The 17,537-nt window shown below is 46.4% G+C and carries 14 protein-coding genes and 1 other RNA gene; all 15 read right to left on the reverse strand.

Annotated elements, in window-relative coordinates:
- Positions 1 to 91 precede the first annotated feature (91 nt).
- A complete protein-coding gene (locus tag KNO91_RS07245) occupies positions 92 to 1,504 on the reverse strand; it encodes an NAD-dependent epimerase/dehydratase family protein (RefSeq protein WP_214817233.1) in 1,413 nt (470 codons plus the stop codon).
- Between the two features lie 353 nt (positions 1,505 to 1,857).
- The gene (locus tag KNO91_RS07250) at positions 1,858 to 3,633 is read right to left on the reverse strand and encodes an ATP-dependent helicase (RefSeq protein WP_214817235.1); all 1,776 of its coding nucleotides are present in this window, start codon (positions 3,631 to 3,633) and stop codon (positions 1,858 to 1,860) included.
- A complete protein-coding gene (locus KNO91_RS07255; protein WP_214817238.1) occupies positions 3,630 to 5,597 on the reverse strand; it encodes an ATP-dependent nuclease in 1,968 nt (655 codons plus the stop codon). The genes KNO91_RS07250 and KNO91_RS07255 overlap by 4 nt, the downstream gene beginning before the upstream one ends.
- Before the next feature lie 284 nt (positions 5,598 to 5,881).
- A complete protein-coding gene (locus tag KNO91_RS07260; RefSeq protein WP_214817239.1) occupies positions 5,882 to 6,037 on the reverse strand; it encodes an alcohol dehydrogenase in 156 nt (51 codons plus the stop codon).
- 114 nt (positions 6,038 to 6,151) lie between these two features.
- Positions 6,152 to 6,507: a transfer-messenger RNA gene (gene ssrA, locus KNO91_RS07265) on the reverse strand.
- Positions 6,508 to 6,556: 49 nt separating this feature from the next.
- Entirely contained in the window at positions 6,557 to 7,027 is a 471-nt protein-coding gene (gene smpB / locus KNO91_RS07270; RefSeq protein WP_214693541.1) for an SsrA-binding protein SmpB, read from the reverse strand.
- Between the two features lie 54 nt (positions 7,028 to 7,081).
- The gene (gene rnr / locus KNO91_RS07275) at positions 7,082 to 9,487 is read right to left on the reverse strand and encodes a ribonuclease R (protein WP_214795459.1); all 2,406 of its coding nucleotides are present in this window, start codon (positions 9,485 to 9,487) and stop codon (positions 7,082 to 7,084) included.
- Between the two features lie 15 nt (positions 9,488 to 9,502).
- Positions 9,503 to 10,243: an alpha/beta hydrolase gene (locus KNO91_RS07280; RefSeq protein WP_074033592.1), complete on the reverse strand. Its 741-nt coding sequence runs from the start codon at positions 10,241 to 10,243 to the stop codon at positions 9,503 to 9,505.
- Between the two features lie 102 nt (positions 10,244 to 10,345).
- Positions 10,346 to 10,570, reverse strand: a complete 225-nt coding sequence (secG, locus tag KNO91_RS07285) for a preprotein translocase subunit SecG (protein WP_012726902.1) — start codon at positions 10,568 to 10,570, stop codon at positions 10,346 to 10,348.
- Between the two features lie 73 nt (positions 10,571 to 10,643).
- Positions 10,644 to 11,531 (reverse strand): YitT family protein, encoded by an 888-nt coding sequence (locus KNO91_RS07290; RefSeq protein WP_083600113.1) that lies wholly within the window; start codon positions 11,529 to 11,531, stop codon positions 10,644 to 10,646.
- A 47-nt stretch (positions 11,532 to 11,578) separates the two neighbouring features.
- Positions 11,579 to 12,919, reverse strand: a complete 1,341-nt coding sequence (locus KNO91_RS07295; RefSeq protein ID WP_214817241.1) for a glycosyltransferase — start codon at positions 12,917 to 12,919, stop codon at positions 11,579 to 11,581.
- The gene (locus tag KNO91_RS07300; protein WP_251126141.1) at positions 12,916 to 14,124 is read right to left on the reverse strand and encodes a glycosyltransferase family 4 protein; all 1,209 of its coding nucleotides are present in this window, start codon (positions 14,122 to 14,124) and stop codon (positions 12,916 to 12,918) included. Before KNO91_RS07300 ends, KNO91_RS07295 begins: the two co-directional genes overlap by 4 nt.
- A 21-nt stretch (positions 14,125 to 14,145) precedes the next feature.
- A complete protein-coding gene (galU, locus tag KNO91_RS07305) occupies positions 14,146 to 15,027 on the reverse strand; it encodes a UTP--glucose-1-phosphate uridylyltransferase GalU (protein ID WP_214795448.1) in 882 nt (293 codons plus the stop codon).
- A gap of 233 nt (positions 15,028 to 15,260) precedes the next feature.
- Positions 15,261 to 16,055: a phosphotransferase enzyme family protein gene (locus tag KNO91_RS07310; RefSeq protein ID WP_214817245.1), complete on the reverse strand. Its 795-nt coding sequence runs from the start codon at positions 16,053 to 16,055 to the stop codon at positions 15,261 to 15,263.
- Between the two features lie 155 nt (positions 16,056 to 16,210).
- A complete protein-coding gene (gene eno / locus KNO91_RS07315; RefSeq protein ID WP_012726908.1) occupies positions 16,211 to 17,503 on the reverse strand; it encodes a phosphopyruvate hydratase in 1,293 nt (430 codons plus the stop codon).
- Positions 17,504 to 17,537: the final 34 nt, after the last annotated feature.

Consider the following 17,537-nt stretch of genomic DNA (forward strand, 5'->3'; position numbering starts at 1 on the left):
TACACTTTCTACTTTTGACGAGGTTACATTGATTGTACCGTACTTCCGAAAATTGGAATTAAAAAAGACGCACCTTTCGATGCGTCTCCCTTCAATTAGTCGGAGCCTCTACGACTTGATCACCGTCTTCCGTGTCTTTCGCCAACAACTTCACGTGACGACCGAACAGCCACATGACGACGAGATGGGCTTTCGCCTGTGTCTTCGTATAGAACCACCATGGGAGGGCCGGCACGAACTCATGGATGGCGACGAGTCCTTCATCCGATTCTGGTAAGCGTCTGAACTCGAGACGTCCCGTCTGATCCTCTTCACTCAATTTGACAAACTTGCCCCCATCAATCGCAAAGGATGCCATATCGTCTGTCGCTTCCTGTTCAAGCGATAGATGAAGCGCGACGAATGACGGATCGAGAAGCGCGATCTCCCAATCATCGTCTTCTTTTGTCGTCTGGATAAGCGGATACATGAAACGACCGAGCCATTCAAAGTACGTGTCCGCCATCCAAAGCGCCGACTTTTCTTCCGGCAGACCGAACCGCTGAATCGAGCGGACAGTATACGACTTCGGCTGCTTTTTCTTCTTACCGCCCGAGGATTGTTTTTCCTCTTCTTCAAGTGCATGTTCGACCGCCTGTTTGAACGGAATCTCACCTTGTCCGATGCCTTCGACCGTATCTTCTGCGACCATCGCATGACCCATGCTCTCAACGAGCGGATAGACGGTCGCCTTCGGTTCACCCGTGACCGCCATGACCCACAACCGCGACAGTTTGATTGTCGGGAATGGGAAGTCGATCAAGACGCGACGCTTGTCCATGACCTCCGCCGTCTGCTCGATCATCTTCCGATACGTCATCACTTCGGGACCCCCGATGTCGATATGACGGTCGTAGAGCGACTCCGCACCAACGACCGAAATGAGCGCCTGAACGGCTTCACGGATATCAATCGGATGCGTCTCCGTCTTCGTCCACCTTGGCAATATCATCGACGGCAAACGTTTGACGAGCTTCGCTAAAATCGGGAACGATGAACCTTCCGGACCGATGATGAGTCCTGCCCGAATCGTCGTCACCGGCACCCCTTGTCCGCCGAGGATACGTTCGACCTCGAGTCGACTCTTCAGGTGACGCGACAATGTCTTCTCTTGTTTCGGAATGATGCCGCTCAAATAGACGATTTGCTCGATATCGTTCGCCTTCGTCGCCCGAGCGAAGTTATCGGCGATGAGCGCATCCATGTCCTCGAACGTCGCCTGTGTCAAGCCGCCGTCCGGAATCATCGAGTGGACGAGGAACATCGCATAATCCGCGCCCTCACATGCTTCTTTGGTTGCCTCATATGAAAATAAATCACAGGCACGCCATGTAATATGAGCTTCATCTTCTTTATTTTTCGTCGATCGTGACAACGCGATGATGTCGTACTCTTCTTTCAACTGCTCCATCACGTTCGAGCCGATATAGCCGCTCGCTCCCGCAATGACAATCGTTTTCCGCATAAAGCTCACTCCCCTTCGTTTTCACATAGAGGTAATGTACCCGTCTTTTCGAAAAGATAAATCAGTCTGCGTATGGAGATTCTGTTCGTTCAATTGTAGACGTCTGTGGAGGTCAAGTGGAACTTGATATTTTCACTCATTTACTTTTTAAACTACTGTCGAAATCAATGGTTGCCTGGCCTTAAATCAGATGATTATAAAAATGTACGATTCCCCCTTAGAGTAAGAAATTCACTATCGAATTTTTAATAGCCTAGTTTGTTTCTCTGTTCGTTATTATTAATAAAAAATCATAAATATGCAAAAAACAAAAAGAGTACTTTTTGAAAATTAAGAAAGTAACCATTACTAAATTAAAAATCTATGATTTGATCAAATTCAAAATCTCTTAAAAATCTGGATAGGTTTTTACTATAACCATTTAACTTTTTTGACATTAACAAATAACATGTACTTTTCGATCTTGAAATACAAACAAAAAGAACTCGCTTCTCTTCTGTCATTTTTTTAGGGTTATCAAAATTTCTATAAAAAGGTAGACTTCCATCTTCTACAAATGGAATTATAACCACTTCAAATTCTAATCCTTTAGAGCTATGTCTAGTAAGTAAAGCCACTTTATTTCCTTGAATACCTGAAGTTGAAAATTCCTTCACATCCATCGTTTTACTCTTTCCATTTTCAGCAGAATTAACTAGTAAATTTAGGCTTTGGATATTTTCTTTAAAGCGAACGGATAAAGCTAAGGATTTATTAAAATTTAGTTTTAAATTTAAATATCGAAGCCATTCGTACAAATTGCTAGATTTCCCTAAAGAATCTGTTAAAACCCTGTATAGCTTAGTTTTTTCCCGAATAATTTCTTCAGAATTGGATGCACGGAGACCTCTGATGACTATCCACTGATCGAATATCTCTCCAAAAAGCACTTTACGGGATTCTAATAACCATCCAGCACAGTTTTCTAGCCAAATAATAAATTCTGTTCTTGGGTACTCCTTCTTAGATATATAATATGGAATATCTTTAGCTTCTAGATAATTTATCATTTCATTTATCCTATAATTACTAGGAAGTAAGATTGCTATTTCATTTAATGGGGTGCCTTTTCTTAGAGAATCTGGTATTAGAGTGTCTACTATATAGTTTAGTTGCTCATCAACATCCTGCTTACATCTTACTAAATTTATTTCAGAATTCTTTTTAATGTTGGCTTTTGATAAGTATCCTTTTTGCAAATTTAAAATTTTGGATGAAGCATCAACAATTTTTTGATCACTTCTGTAATTATTAATTAACTCAATAACCTCAAAAGAGCTTTCTCTTTCTAATTCATCAAAGAATTCTGGAATAGCACCATTGAAACCATAGATAGATTGATCCGAATCTCCAACAGCTACTATTTTTATACTTGTAAGCTTAGATAAACATAGTACCATTTCATGAAGAGGTCTACCCAAATCTTGATATTCATCAATCAAAATATAAGGAAAACGAGCTTCTAAGCATTTACGGATATATGATTCATTTTGAATCATATAAGTAGAATGTTTCACTATTGAAATAAAATCTAACAAATTATGTTTAGTCAAATACTCTTCATATGCAATAGCAACTCTCTTAGCCAAATCGTAGCTCTCAACTTCTATTTGACTTAATCCATCAATTGACAAATTTCGTTCTTTATCCATTTCTATCAAACTGACCTGGGTATCACAAATATTCAAATTGTCTTTTATAGTTTTCACTATTTGTTCTTTTTCATCATCTGTTAATATTGTGAACTCTTCATCAATTCCATTATCACATAATTTTGAAAATGGCTTTATAATTTGTGCTAAACAAAAAGAATGTATAGTACTGATATAATAATTATTATTTTTTAATTCTAGTATGGACTTTACTTTCTTCTCCAAATTGTTAGTGGCTTCATTACTAAATGTAATACATGCTACTTTTCTAGGAGATTTTATTTTCTCTTTAATTAACCTAGCCAATTTCATAGAAAGTACAGTGGTTTTACCACTTCCGGGACCAGCTTTGATTATAAGCGAATTGTTACTTTTATACGCATTAAACTGTTGTAGATCTTTTGAGATGATTTCTAGAACTTCATCAAATTTCTTCAACTTTCTTCACCCTCAATGAGTTCTAATAAGTCACTCAAACCCGTTTTTATATAGTTAGGGACTTCCAATCCTTGATAGGTAGATAACCTCTGTGCAAATCTACCTTTTCCAACTTTATTTGCACTATCTTCAATCCTTTTTAAACAATAATAGTAGTCACCATCTTTTAATTTGGCCAAGAAGTTTGCTTTTTGTTGACTACCACCTTTTGTAAGGTCAGAAAATGTTTCATTAATTTTACTTTCTAATTCGCTATTGTCCTTACTTAACATCATTAAATCCACTTCTAATGTGTAATCACTAAAATAATAGCCATATTCTCTTAATTGCTCTGCATCCAAAACATCTTGATCACTTATAGTACCTAATTCATTTAAAGTATTCATAGCTAATTCAAATCCTAGATACCCAAAATCGTCATGTTCATCATTAGCCAAAACGTGATATTGTTTTTCCCCTTTAGCATTAACAAAATAATAGTCACCATCAGTAAATATTATATATGGAATATTTAGTGCGTTTAATAAAGAAATATATGGCTTAAAGTTAGTTGAATTAATATTGCAACATACTATTCCGTAAAAATCTAAGTTTATACCGCATTCTCTAGCTAGTATAGGAATTAAATACTCTTCAGCAATTCCCTCTACTAAAATAACACCTTTACCAAAAAATATTTCACTTCTTTTAACATCTAAATATCTTTCGATGTCAGATAGTTCTTTTCCCGAGACATGTAACTCAGCACTCGAAGATATTTTAGTACCAAACTTATTAGCTCGTAGATGAACAATAGATTTTACAGGAGATACTGATACTATGTCCGAAGAATGTGTGGTTAATATTATTGAATTATTTTTAGACATAACTTCTCTATATATAGAGCGTTGTAATATCGGATGTAAATGTGCTTCTGGTTCTTCAATGACTAAAATTGTATGACTTTTACTAAGGTTGAAATATTCACTCAAAAATTTATAAAGTTCAGGCGTTTCTTCTAATTCCGAATTAAGTTTATAATACTTATCTGATATCGGTTCGTAAAAATTATCTAGTAAGTTTAATGAGTCAGAATCTTTAAGTTTTTCAAAGTCTCCTGCTCTAATTAAAGTTGGTATTGTACGATCTTCAATTGACAAAAGCACTAATGCAATATATAAAATGTTTGTCACACCTAAACTAGTCTCAGAGACTTGACGTTGCCTATTGAGTCCAACCATTAACTTTAAAGTATTTAATACTCTATTTGGATTTACATCAATGGTCTCTAATTTAATTTTAGAATAGGGAACATGTTCCCCAACAATTTTCATTAAGCTGGTATTGATTTTTTCATTTAAATCCACAATCTCATCTAATTTTAAAATTTCATCACCTTTTTCTTTCATTTCTAAGGCAATGTCACTTAATAAATCATTATCTAATTCATACATGTCTAGAAGTTTATTAAAAGGAGATTTTTTAGAGTTTTTCAAATCACTATTGGCATCTCTTAATCCATTAATAACCTTAATGTTTAGTAATTTCCGATGAACATGAGTAAAAGGTATATCCTTATTTCCTCCTAAAAATATTCTATGGCCATATTCTCCGTCAACTGACGCAAACTCATAAGTGATTTTTATTGTAGGAGGATTTTTACTAACACTACCATCACAAAAAGCTGCAACTAAAGGTGTATGATTTTCAAACCCTTGAACTTCTATAGAAATTTCTATCTTTTCTTGATTTTCGTAGGGACTTTCAATAGAATCGTTAAAATCTGATTCTTCCAATTCTCGATCAGCATCTGAAAAAGTAGGATCTAATATTAATTGAAGTGCTTTTATGAAGTTAGTTTTACCCACATTATTCTCGCCGATTACAACTTGCTTAGAATTTAAAGTTATTTCTTCATTTAAAAAATTCCTGAAATTTTTAATTATCACTTTTGATATATATGGAAATTGAATTATTTGACTCATATCACATCACCTCTACCAACTATTATAACTTCAAAATAACAAAAATTGTATAAGAATAATATGTTACGTATACTATATCAATTAGAACGTTAAGTATTATTTCTATATTGTTTCTGGAATAGAAAATCACATTTAGATATAAAGTTTAAATTTACATATTTTTGAATAATTCACATATAAAAAATAAGAAGAGAGCCACTCACGCATAAAATATGCACGGATAACCCTCTTCTTTCATTTTGACTTCTTAAAACAAAACACATGAAGTCAGCTAAGCTGTCTAATCATTCACTAGACTCTTTTTTGTCTTTTTGCTTCTGCAAATACGCTTCACGAAGCTTGTTCAATCGTTCCTTTTTGTTCGAGACAGTCGGCTTTTTCCCGTCCTGATACTTCGCCGCAGCTACTTTGCTTCTCGTGTCCAATTGATATTTTCCCATGTTCTTCACCTTCCTTTCTTTATGGCTTCAATCAAAAGCAAAGACCCTCTAATCTCAATGAAATTAGAAGGTCTTCATGAAAATCATTGATCGCAGTCGTTACAGACTGCTTCAAAATGGAGACGGCGGGAGTCGAACCCGCGTCCGAAGGCATCGTAACGTATGCTTCTACGTGTGTAGTTTATCTATTGAATCTCGATGTGACACTGCCGATAAACAGGCGTTGTCGCATCCAGTCTGTTTCATCTCTTCTTCGCGCCCTCAGACGGCGAGGTTGAAGCGTAGCTTGCTTAGTTTGAGACCCTGAAAGTCATCCACACAAGCGATGGATGTCAGGATCCGCAGGGCACTTAGGCTGCTGCGAGTTGTGTGTTAGTTTTGCCAGTTATAGGCGTTTGCGTTTTAACGAGGCCGACCCCTCGACACGCCACATACGACCGACCTACCCCCGTCGAATCCATAACGTCCCCGGGGTGGTAATTGGTACTATATTTAATATACCACAATCAGGATTCGTTGTCAGTATTTTTGCCGATCGCGCATTGCACGGTCGACGTCACGTTTCGCGTCTTTCTTCTTCAAGTCCTCACGTTTGTCGTACTTCTTCTTCCCTTTTCCGACGCCGAGCAGGCACTTGGCAAACCCGTTCTTGATATACACTTTGAGCGGGATGATCGTGTAGCCGTCACGCCCTGACGCCCCGATGAGCTGATTGATTTGCTTCTTATGCAACAATAGCTTTCGGACGCGGAGTGGTTCATGGTTGAAGCGGTTCCCCTGGTCGAACGGGCTGATATGACAGTTGTGAAGCGTCGCCTCGCCCCCGTCGAATCGGACGTACGCATCCGCGATGTTGATCTTCGATTGACGGACCGACTTGATCTCCGTCCCTGTGAGCACCATGCCCGCCTCAATCGTATCCTCGATCGCGTAATCGAAGGACGCCTTGCGGTTTTGGGCGAGTGCGTTCGAATCTTTCTTCTTGGCCATACACATTCAGTCCTTTATCTACAAGATACGGAAGAAGGGACGAGCCCTTCCCCGTCAGCGACGTTTCTTCGCTCCTCGTTTGGCGTCGCCTTTTCGTTTGTGCTTGTCTTTCTTCTTCAGGTCGAGTGCCGAACGGCCTTGGGAAGACTTCTCCCCGTCTCGTTTCGGTTTCTCACCTGGTTTACCCGGCTTTCCAGGTCTTCCTGGTTTGCCACGCTTCTTCTTGTCGTCCCGACCTCGACCGCCACGACGGTCTTTCTCGTCCTTCTTCGGACGACCGCCTTTCGCTTTGATCGTCGTCGGTTGGCGACGTGTCGATGGTTCCCGTTTCGGCATGCCGACGACCGTGAAGTCGATCGTCCGCTCGTCTAAGTTGACGGCGTCGACTTTGACACGGACGGCGTCCCCGATCCGGAACTGACGTTTCGTCCGCTCCCCGAGGAGCATGAGCTGTGATTCGTCGAAGTGGTAGTAGTCATCCATCGACTGGAGACGCACAAGCCCTTCAATCGTATTCGGGAGCTCGATGAACATCCCGAAGTTCGTGACGCCGGCGACGACACCATCGAACTCTTCACCGAGATGGGCTTCCATGTATTCGGCTTTCTTGAGTGCCTGCGTCTCGCGCTCGGCGTCGACCGAGCGACGTTCCCGTTTCGATGCCTGTTCGGCGATCGCCCCGAGACGGTCCTCGTACTTCGCAATCGTCTGCTCCGACAAGTCGTTGTTGAAGACGTACGTGCGCATGAGACGGTGGACGATCAAGTCCGGGTAACGACGGATCGGTGACGTGAAGTGCGTATAGAAGTCCGTCGCGAGTCCGAAGTGACCGAGCGAGACGTCGTCATACTTCGCCTGTTGCATCGAACGAAGCATGATCGTGCTGATGACCGGCTCTTCCGGTTCCCCGTCGATCGCCTTCAAGATCTTTTGAAGCGTCTTCGGTTCGACCGTCTGGCCCTTGATACGTTCAATGTGAACGCCAAAGTTTGCGACGAAGTCGAAGAAGAAATCGAGCTTGTCCGGTTTCGGGTTGTCGTGGACACGATAGATGAACGGGACGTCCATCTTGTGGAAATGTTCCGCAACTGTCTCGTTGGCCGCGAGCATGAACTCCTCGATCAACTTCTCGGCGACCGAACGTGGACGAAGCACGATATCCGCCGGCTTCCCTTCCTCGTTGACGACGACTTTCGCCTCGGCGAAATCGAAGTTGATGGCACCGCGCGAGTTGCGGCGTTTCCGAAGCACTTCTGCGAGCTCGGCCATGAGGTCGAACTCACCGATGAACGGCTCGTACTTTTTCAACGTCTCTTCGTCATCGCGCTCGATGATTTCACGGACGTTCGTATACGTCATCCGTTCCGTCGTCTTGATGACACTCGGGAACAAGTCGTGGCGGACGACCTTCCCGTTTTGCGGGGAGATCTCCATGACACAGCTGAGCGTCAAGCGGTTGACGTGCGGGTTAAGGGAACAGATGCCGTTCGAGAGTCGGTGCGGCAACATCGGAATGACGCGGTCGACGAGATACACACTCGTCCCGCGCTCGAGTGCCTCGACGTCGAGCGGTGAGCCCTCTTTCACGTAATGCGAGACGTCGGCGATATGGACACCGAGCTCGTAGTTCCCGTTATCGAGTTTTTTGACGTGGACGGCATCATCCAAGTCTTTCGCATCTTCGCCGTCGATCGTGAAAATCGTCTCGTCACGAAGGTCGACGCGACCGATGAAGTCTTTCTCATCCGCCTCGTCCGGTACGGCGTTCGCCTGAGCGATCACGTCCTCCGGGAACTCCGTCGGAATGCCGTGCTTATAGACGATCGACAAGATGTCGACGCCTGGGTCGTTCTTATGCCCGATGATGCGGACGACGTCACAGGCACCAGCGAAGCGTCCGTCGGGATACTTCGTGATGCGCACGACGACTTTATGTCCGTCGACGGCACCGAGTGATTTGTCCGGGTTGACGACCGGCCAGAAGTTGATGCGTTTGTCATCCGGCTCGATGAAGGCGAACTGGTCGAGTCGACCGCTCGGGAGCGTATATGTCCCGACGAACTCCGAGAGTCCGCGCTTCAATACTTTCAATAGGATTCCTTCTGTCTTGCCACGGTTGTCCTCACGTTTTTTGACGAGGATCGTATCGCCATGGTAGACGTCCTTCAGTTGGTCGGGCGGCAAGAACACGTCTTCCGCTTCCCCTTCGACCGACAAGAAGCCGAATCCGCGCTGGTGGATCGAGATGATCCCCGCGACTTGGCCGAGCGAGGCGAGCGTCCCGTAACGGTTCGTCCGCGTCCGGCCGATGGCACCCTCTTCCTCGAGGGCATTCAATGTGCGGATGAGCTCTTTGAAGTCATCCGTCGACGCGAGCTGTAGTCGCTCGGTCAGTTGATCGACAGAGAGCGGTTTCTCGCTCGCCTGTAAGATCTCTAGTAATTGGTCACGTAAATTCAACGTGACACCTCCTTCTTAGACTGACCAGTCTAACGTTTCGAGAAAATCGAGCACGTCCTGGTGCAGTTTCTCTTTTTCTTTGTCGAGCGTGATCACATGTCCCGAGTTCTCATAGATGAGCAACTCTTTTTGGAACGTGTTGACCGCCTCGTAAATCTGATTCGCCGATTCCGGGTCGATCATGTTGTCTTTGGCGCCTTGGACGACGAGTGTCGGGACGAAGATGTCCTCGAGTTTCGACGCCGTGTCGCGGACGAAGGCACGGAGGTCTTTTAGCGTTGGCATCGGTTTGAACTCTGCCATCTCCTGCTCAATCTGTTCCGGCGACTTTTCTTCTCTACCCTTATATTCTCGGGCATATGCCTGAACTCCTTTGTACAAGCGGTCCTCGGCATCGATTCCAGTCGGCGCGCACATCGGGATGACCGCCTTGACGTCTTTCTCCTCGGCGAGACGGAGCGACATCACGCCACCTAGCGATAGTCCGCAGACGACGATTTCCTCATGGCCTTTGTCGACGAGTGTCTGGTAGGCGTTCAAGACGTCTTCCCACCAGTCTTCTGGTCCATATTGGAGTAACTCTTCCGGTGGGACGGCATGACCACGATAGATCGGTCCCATACATGTGTATCCTTCTTTTTGAAGGAAGCGACCGAGCATGCGGACATCCGCGCTCGATCCAGTGAAGCCATGTAACATCAACACGGCACGTTTTCCGCCCTCGAAGAAGAACGGTTTTGGTGCTGTCACTTTCATTTTATCTGTCATCTCCTCGTATCTACATTATTCCCAAAAAATAAATCGAAAAAACAAAAGCTGACCGCCTCACGTGAAAATCGAGAACGATCAGCCTTATCATCATAATGATGCGACTAGTAATCCTAAAATGAAAAACAAAGTGCCTAGTACAGCTGCAGTTCGGTTCAAAACAGCATCGAAGCCGCGCGCTTTCTGGCGTCCGAACAACTGCTCCGCGCCACCTGCAATCGCTCCAAGACCTTGCGACCGACCTGACATGAGCAGTACGACGACAATCAATAAGACAGCCACGACAAGTAGGCTGATTGTAGCGATCGTTTGCATAGTAGTCAGTTCCTCCTTCTATTTACACGCCTTTTATTATATAGAAGTTATCGTCAAAACACCAGCATTCAAATTATCGGGACGGGTAGCTGAATCCTTCCCCGATGACTTCCTTCACTTGGTGGATGACGACGAAGGCACGGTCATCCGTCACTTGGACGATTTTTTTGAGTGGCGCGATCTGACGTTTGTCGACAATCATATACAACATGTTCTTATCTTGCTTCGTATAGTAGCCATGTCCATGGATGATCGTTGCCGAGCGGCCGAGCGTTTCTGTCAAGACGACGGCGAGCTCTTCTTGCTTGTCGCTGATGATCGTGACGGCCTTACGGATATTGAGTCCTTCCGCGACGAGGTCGATGACCCACGAGCCGATGATGATGGCGATGAGCGTATAGAGGACAACCTGTTCCCCTAAGAAGAAGCCAGATGTCGCGACGACGATCGCATCGATGATGAACATCGAGACGGCGACGCTCAAGTGGAGATAGCGCTCCATGAGCCGGGCGATGATGACGCCCCCACCGGTAGTCCCACCGACACGGAGCACCATGCCGATCCCGACCCCGATCATAATCCCGGCGTAGACGGCCGCGAGCAGTTTGTCCTCGGCAGGACTGCCCCAGTCGTGCGTCAGACTGAGAAAGAATGACGTCGCCACGACGGCGATGACCGAATAGACCATTGTCCGACGGTCAAGCAGCTTATAGCCGACGATAAAGAGAATCCCGTTCCCGATAATCGACGTGAGCCCGAGGTCCCAGCCGAACACGTAGTACAGGATGATCGTGACCCCGAGCAGGCCACCTTCCGAGAAATCGTTCGGTACGGTGAAGTAGTTGACCCCGAACGAGAGAATGAATGAGCCCGCGATGATCCAGGCGATATCCTTCACCGAGATCGTTTGTAGCTTGCGCCACACTTGTTGACGTAATAGATGTTGCTGTTGACGTTTCATAAATGTCCTCCCTCCATATAAAAAAGACCGCGGCCAAAGCCGCAGTCTTAAGATTGTACTGGCTTTGGCGCACCGTCTTTCATAATCGGCAACTTGCGCTCCGCAGCATTCGCGTAGACGTTCAAGAGTGCCTCTTTTTCCAAATCCCAGTTATATTGCTCACGCGCGGTCTTCGTGTTCTCTTTGACACGCGCATAGAGTGCTTGGTCTTCAATCATACGGTTGACGCCGTCTGCGATCGATTGTGGATCGTGCGAGTCGACGAGCACCCCGACATCGTTCCCCGCAACGACCCGTTCGATTTCAGGGAAGTCACATGAGACGACCGGTACTTCGGCCATCAAATACTCGAACAATTTGTTCGATGATGCCGAGTAGTGGTTGAAGCAGACGTTGTTCAACACTTGGAAGCCTAGGTAGGCGTTCATCGTATAGTAAGGTAACGCTTCGACCGGTACTTTGTCAATCATCTTGACACGATCGCCGACACCTTCTGTCTCGATCAACTGTTGAATCGTCGGTTTGAGCTTCCCGTCCCCGATCATGACGAGCGTACCTTCTTTGAAGTCTTTCGCCGCGAGCACGAGCTGTTCGAGACCGCGCCCTGCTTGGATCCCACCTTGATACAAGAGGATCTTCTCGTCTTTTGGCAAGTCGAGGAGCGCATGTAAGTCCTTACGGAGCGAGAAGTCGAGCGGACGATAGAACGGGTAGTTGTGGAGCACGTACGGATAGAATCCGTATAACTCTTCGTTATGTGCCGCACGTGTATGGTTCTCGACCATCATCGTGTCGACGAACGGCAAGAGCCATCCTTCGAGGTTACTTTGGATATAGCCGTAACCGGTACGGTCCGTCTGTACCTCGTGCGAATCGTAGACAATCCGACCTTTGTTGAACACTTTTCCAGCGAGGAGTGCCTGCGGGAGCGTGTTCAAATCGTTCGCATGATAAAAGTCGTATGACTTCTTCGTCGACGTGAACACCATCTCGAGCATCGCACTCGCGTTGACGATTTGCTTACGCACTTGCGGCAACAAGATTGTCCCGACCGCTGCCCCGAGAGCGAGCATCGTGAACGGTGCGAGTAGGAACAAGCCGGCACCGACGAGTCCGGCACCGATTTGACGGGTACGTTTCTCGTTCACCCATTGGTACGTCTTCTTCGCGAACTTGAGCGCGTTGACGAGAATCGATGGCTGACGCTTCACGCGGATGACGCGGAAGCCTTCCGGACGCATCTCTTCTTTCGGTAACTCTTTATTTTTGGGATCTTGAAGCGCAATCAAATCAACTTCATAACCTGCCTCAGCGAGTGCCGAGCATTCGCGAAGGACGCGCGCATCATTCGTAAAATGGTTCCATACAAACATACATACTGACTTCATCGTGTTTCCTCCATCACTAACTGTTGTACGACTTGATCTAACACGTCGATATTCTCTTCCCAACATAAATTCTCTTTGACGTAACGAATCCCGTTCGCCCCGAGCGTCTCCCGAAGGTCCGGTCGGTCGAGCAGTTTACGCAGGATTCGTTCAATTTCATCGATATCTCGTTTCCGTGAGACGAACCCGACCTCGGCCGCTTCAATGACATTCGCCGCATGGCCTGACACTGCTGCGACAATCGGTTTGCCGACCGCCATATAGTCGATGAGTTTCCCCGGAATGACCGTATCGAACACTTCTTGCTCGATCAGGCTGACAAAGGCGACGTCTGCATTTTTAATCGCCTGGAACGCCTCGGTCCGTGGCATCGCTTCTAGGAACAAGAAGTTTTGGAAGCCACGCTCTTTGATTGTCTGCTTCAACTCTTCTTTCCGGTACCCGTAGCCGATCAGCTTGAAATGAATCCGTGGTTCGTCACGGAACCGTTCGGCGAGTTCGAGCAAGAGCGAGACGTCCTGCGCGAGCCCCATGTTTCCGGCATATAAAATCTCCATCCGATCGTCCGGTGGGATCGTCCGCTCAAGCGTCCGTTCTGATTCCCGAATCGAGTTCGGCATATAGTGAATCTTCTCGTTCGGGACACCGCGTTGACGAAGGTAGCTGCGGAATCCTTCAGAGTTGATGATGACCTCGTCGGCGGCACGATACAGTCGCTTCTCGAGCCAAAACGCCGGTGCGAGCACCCAATCGTGTTTGAACACGCCGACCCCTTTCACCGATTCCGGCCAAAGGTCACGGACGTCTAGAATGAGCGGGACACGGTATTTCCGTTTCGCATATACTCCGACAAACGCCATAAAAAAAGAAGGGGTCGTCGCAAACACGACGTCTGGCTTCAATTTTAACTGGCGGACGGACCCGATCCCTTTCACCATCTGTTCAAGGAACAAGAGGAGACGGCTGACCATGTTGGACGTATGCTTCCGCTTCTTCGTGATGAGCCGTTTGATGAACGGTTGGTTGTTCAGCTCCCGGTCATTCCAGAAACGGTCGTCCTGATACATATCAAAGCTCGGGTACGAAGGGGCGGCCGTGATGACCTCGACTTCATACCCGCGCTGCTTCATCAAATGCGTAATGTTTTGCATCCGGTTGCCGGCACTGCCGATCTCCGGATAATAGTTTTGACACACCATGAGCATTGTTTTCAAAAATAACACACCTTACTGTTGATCAAGTTCGTCCACAAGCCGTTTTAACAAGGCATGGACGTCATCTTTTAAATCAGGATCGCTGAGCGCGTGGCAAATCGTCGTCTCGACGAATCCGATCGGCTCCCCGACGTCATAGCGTCGACCGTCGAACTCGTAGGCGAAAATCGTCTGCGCCTCATTCAAGCGTGCGATCGCATCCGTCAATTGAATCTCGCCGCCGGCACCTGCTTCTTGCCCCGATAACGCCTCAAAGACGTCCGGTTTCAGAATGTAGCGACCGAGGATGGCGAAGTTCGACGGGGCCTCACCGATGGGTGGTTTCTCAACGAACGTCCGCACCGGAATGAGCTTCCCTTCGACGGCAAGCGGGTCAATTATACCATATCGGTTCGTCATTTCATACGGGACGCGCTGCACACCGATGATGGAACGGTCATGTGCCTCGTATTGATCAATCAACTGCTTCGTCGCAGGTACGTCGGATTCGATGATGTCGTCCCCGAGCAAGACGGCGAACGGCTCGTCCCCGATGAATTTCCGGGCGCACCAGATCGCATGACCGAGACCTTTTGGCTCCTGTTGGCGTATGTAGTGAATATTCGCCAAATTCGAGGAGTGTCGGACGGATTCGAGTAAGCGGGTCTTCCCTTTTGACTCCAAGTTTTGTTCCAACTCGAGCGCGCGGTCGAAATGATCTTCGATGGCACGCTTGTTCTTACCCGTGACGATGATGATGTCTTCGATTCCAGAGGCGACGGCTTCCTCGACGATGAACTGAATCGTCGGCTTGTTGACGATTGGCAACATCTCTTTTGGCATGGCTTTCGTGGCTGGTAGGAAGCGGGTACCGAGACCGGCGGCTGGGATGATAGCTTTACGTACTCGTGTCATAAGCAATGGCTCCTTTACGCGTTATGTAAAGAGTATACCCAAAATTTGTGTGTTCTGACACAAAATAGAGGTCATGACAAAATCGTCATGACCAATCGTCGTCGCGCTTCGTTCTCAGATAGTACCACACTCCAAATGCGATCAGACCGATGACCAGAAGAATCCCTAGCATCATCATGAGAAACGCCTCCCTCATTTATGCTTCACTAGTTATATTCCCTTCCCACATCGCTTCAGAACCATTTCGATCCATGCATTTGAATGAAACGAAGTTCTTCTTGATAATGATCGTAATGCCCTTCATCCATCATCTTTTGAAAGGCGATATCCCCTTCGTTCGCTTTCCGCTTCATCAAGAGGCAGAGTGCCTCGATGCGTAACTGTAGCATCTCAAACAAGTCTTCTTTTGCGTCATCCCAACCATATGCCTTCAAGAATAATGAAACACGTTTTTTATACGTCTCATCATCTCGAACCGCATCGTAATAGATGACCTCTCCCGATTCAGCTTGATGGCGGCGACTGAGCGGAACGAATGTGTAGAGTGCGTAGACGATGTCCCAAGCTCTCGGACCTGGCGCAGCCAAATCAAAGTCGATGATCCCCGATACTTTCCCCTCATGAAAAATCGTGTTGTAGACGGCGAAGTCATTATGGCAAATGACTTCTAGTGGTTGAGGTGTGTTGTCAATCGGTGCCCACTCTGACCATGCAAAATCTGACGACGCATCATGTAGCCGTCTCATCAGTCGTGCAGCATCTTGAATCGCCTCATCGGACCACATATAGGATTTGAGAGGATAGTCTGCGGTCTCTCCATTTAAATACGTTAAGATTTCGCGACCTTGCTCGTCGATTCCCACAAACCGTGGAACCTCTGAAATCCCCTTCGCCTCCAGATGCCTCAACAACCGATGAATATTCGAACTGCCATCCTTCTGCGTACGATAGACGTAATTCCCTTTTTTATAGACGGTCGACACGTTCCCCCCGCTCAGTCGTTCTTCTTGTTCATTCAATTGGTCCATCCAATCCCCCCTACTGTTTTTCAGTCATGTTCAGTATACAGCAACATAAGATATCGATGACGAGGAGTTCCGACACAGAGCGTTCACGCCCGTCGATTGAATGGATATTCCACAAAAAAACAGGCCCGCCATGCGGCGAGCCTGAAAACAATCAATTATTTTTTAAGGTTGTAGAACGACTTGATGCCGTCGTATTTCGCTACATCGCCGAGCATGTCTTCGATGCGGAGAAGTTGGTTGTATTTCGCGATACGGTCTGTACGTGAAAGTGAACCAGTTTTGATTTGTCCAGCGTTTGTCGCAACAGCGATGTCCGCGATTGTCGCGTCTTCTGTTTCACCAGAACGGTGTGAGACAACTGCTGTGTAACCAGCTTTTTTAGCCATTTCGATCGCGTCGAATGTTTCTGTGAGCGTACCGATTTGGTTAACTTTGATGAGGATCGAGTTCGCGATTCCTTTTTCGATACCTTCAGCAAGTTTAGATGTGTTCGTTACGAAGAGGTCATCCCCAACGAGTTGAACTTTGTGTCCGATTTTGTCTGTGAGAAGCTTGTGGCCATCCCAGTCGTTTTCGTCACAACCATCTTCGATTGAGAGGATTGGGTACTTGTCAACGAGCTCAGCGTAGAAGTCTACAAGCTCAGCAGTTGTGAGTGACTTGCCTTCGCCAGCGAGTTCGTATTTACCAGTTGACTTGTCGTAGAACTCAGAAGATGCAACGTCCATTGCGAGGTAGACGTCTTCACCTGGTTTGTAACCAGCTTTTTCGATCGCTTCAAGGATAACTGTGATCGCTTCTTCGTTAGACTTCAAGTTTGGTGCGAAACCACCTTCGTCACCGACTGCTGTGTTAAGACCCATACCAGAAAGAACTGATTTGAGGGCGTGGAATACTTCAGCACCCATACGGAGCGCTTCACGGAATGTTGGCGCGCCAACAGGCATGATCATGAACTCTTGGAAGTCCACGTTGTTGTCCGCGTGCGAACCACCGTTGATGATGTTCATCATTGGTGTTGGAAGTGTCTTCGCGTTGAATCCACCGAGGTATGTGTAAAGTGGGAGACCGAGCTCATCTGCTGCTGCGTGAGCTGCTGCCATTGACACACCGAGGATTGCGTTAGCACCAAGTTTAGCTTTGTTTGGCGTACCGTCGAGTTCGATCATTTTCGCATCGATTGCGTTTTGGTCGAAGACATCGTAGCCGATGAGTTCTGGTGCGATTGTGTCGTTCACGTTCGCAACTGCTTTCAAGACACCTTTACCGAGGTAACGTGACTTGTCGCCATCGCGAAGCTCAACTGCTTCGTGCTCACCTGTTGATGCGCCTGATGGGACGAGGGCACGGCCGAAACCGCCGTCTTCTGTGAAGACTTCTACTTCTACTGATGGGTTACCGCGTGAATCTAAAATCTCGCGTGCGTAAATTTCTGTAATCATTGACATGAAAAATCGCTCCTTTTCGTTTGAAAAAATAGTT

The sequence above is a fragment of the Exiguobacterium sp. s59 genome, assembly GCF_018617475.1.
In the GTDB taxonomy this organism is placed as follows: domain Bacteria; phylum Bacillota; class Bacilli; order Exiguobacteriales; family Exiguobacteriaceae; genus Exiguobacterium; species Exiguobacterium aestuarii.

What these genes read in the sequence shown, in the direction of transcription:
- KNO91_RS07280 (WP_074033592.1), bottom strand. Translation starts at nt 10,243, where the DNA reads ATGAAAGTGACAGCACCAAAACCGTTCTTCTTCGAGGGCGGAAAACGT.
- KNO91_RS07290 (WP_083600113.1), bottom strand. Translation starts at nt 11,531, where the DNA reads ATGAAACGTCAACAGCAACATCTATTACGTCAACAAGTGTGGCGCAAG.
- secG (WP_012726902.1), bottom strand. Translation starts at nt 10,570, where the DNA reads ATGCAAACGATCGCTACAATCAGCCTACTTGTCGTGGCTGTCTTATTG.
- KNO91_RS07245 (WP_214817233.1), bottom strand. Translation starts at nt 1,504, where the DNA reads ATGCGGAAAACGATTGTCATTGCGGGAGCGAGCGGCTATATCGGCTCG.
- smpB (WP_214693541.1), bottom strand. Translation starts at nt 7,027, where the DNA reads ATGGCCAAGAAGAAAGATTCGAACGCACTCGCCCAAAACCGCAAGGCG.
- KNO91_RS07310 (WP_214817245.1), bottom strand. Translation starts at nt 16,055, where the DNA reads ATGGACCAATTGAATGAACAAGAAGAACGACTGAGCGGGGGGAACGTG.
- KNO91_RS07255 (WP_214817238.1), bottom strand. Translation starts at nt 5,597, where the DNA reads ATGAGTCAAATAATTCAATTTCCATATATATCAAAAGTGATAATTAAA.
- KNO91_RS07260 (WP_214817239.1), bottom strand. Translation starts at nt 6,037, where the DNA reads ATGGGAAAATATCAATTGGACACGAGAAGCAAAGTAGCTGCGGCGAAG.
- KNO91_RS07295 (WP_214817241.1), bottom strand. Translation starts at nt 12,919, where the DNA reads ATGAAGTCAGTATGTATGTTTGTATGGAACCATTTTACGAATGATGCG.
- galU (WP_214795448.1), bottom strand. Translation starts at nt 15,027, where the DNA reads ATGACACGAGTACGTAAAGCTATCATCCCAGCCGCCGGTCTCGGTACC.
- KNO91_RS07300 (WP_251126141.1), bottom strand. Translation starts at nt 14,124, where the DNA reads ATGCTCATGGTGTGTCAAAACTATTATCCGGAGATCGGCAGTGCCGGC.
- eno (WP_012726908.1), bottom strand. Translation starts at nt 17,503, where the DNA reads ATGTCAATGATTACAGAAATTTACGCACGCGAGATTTTAGATTCACGC.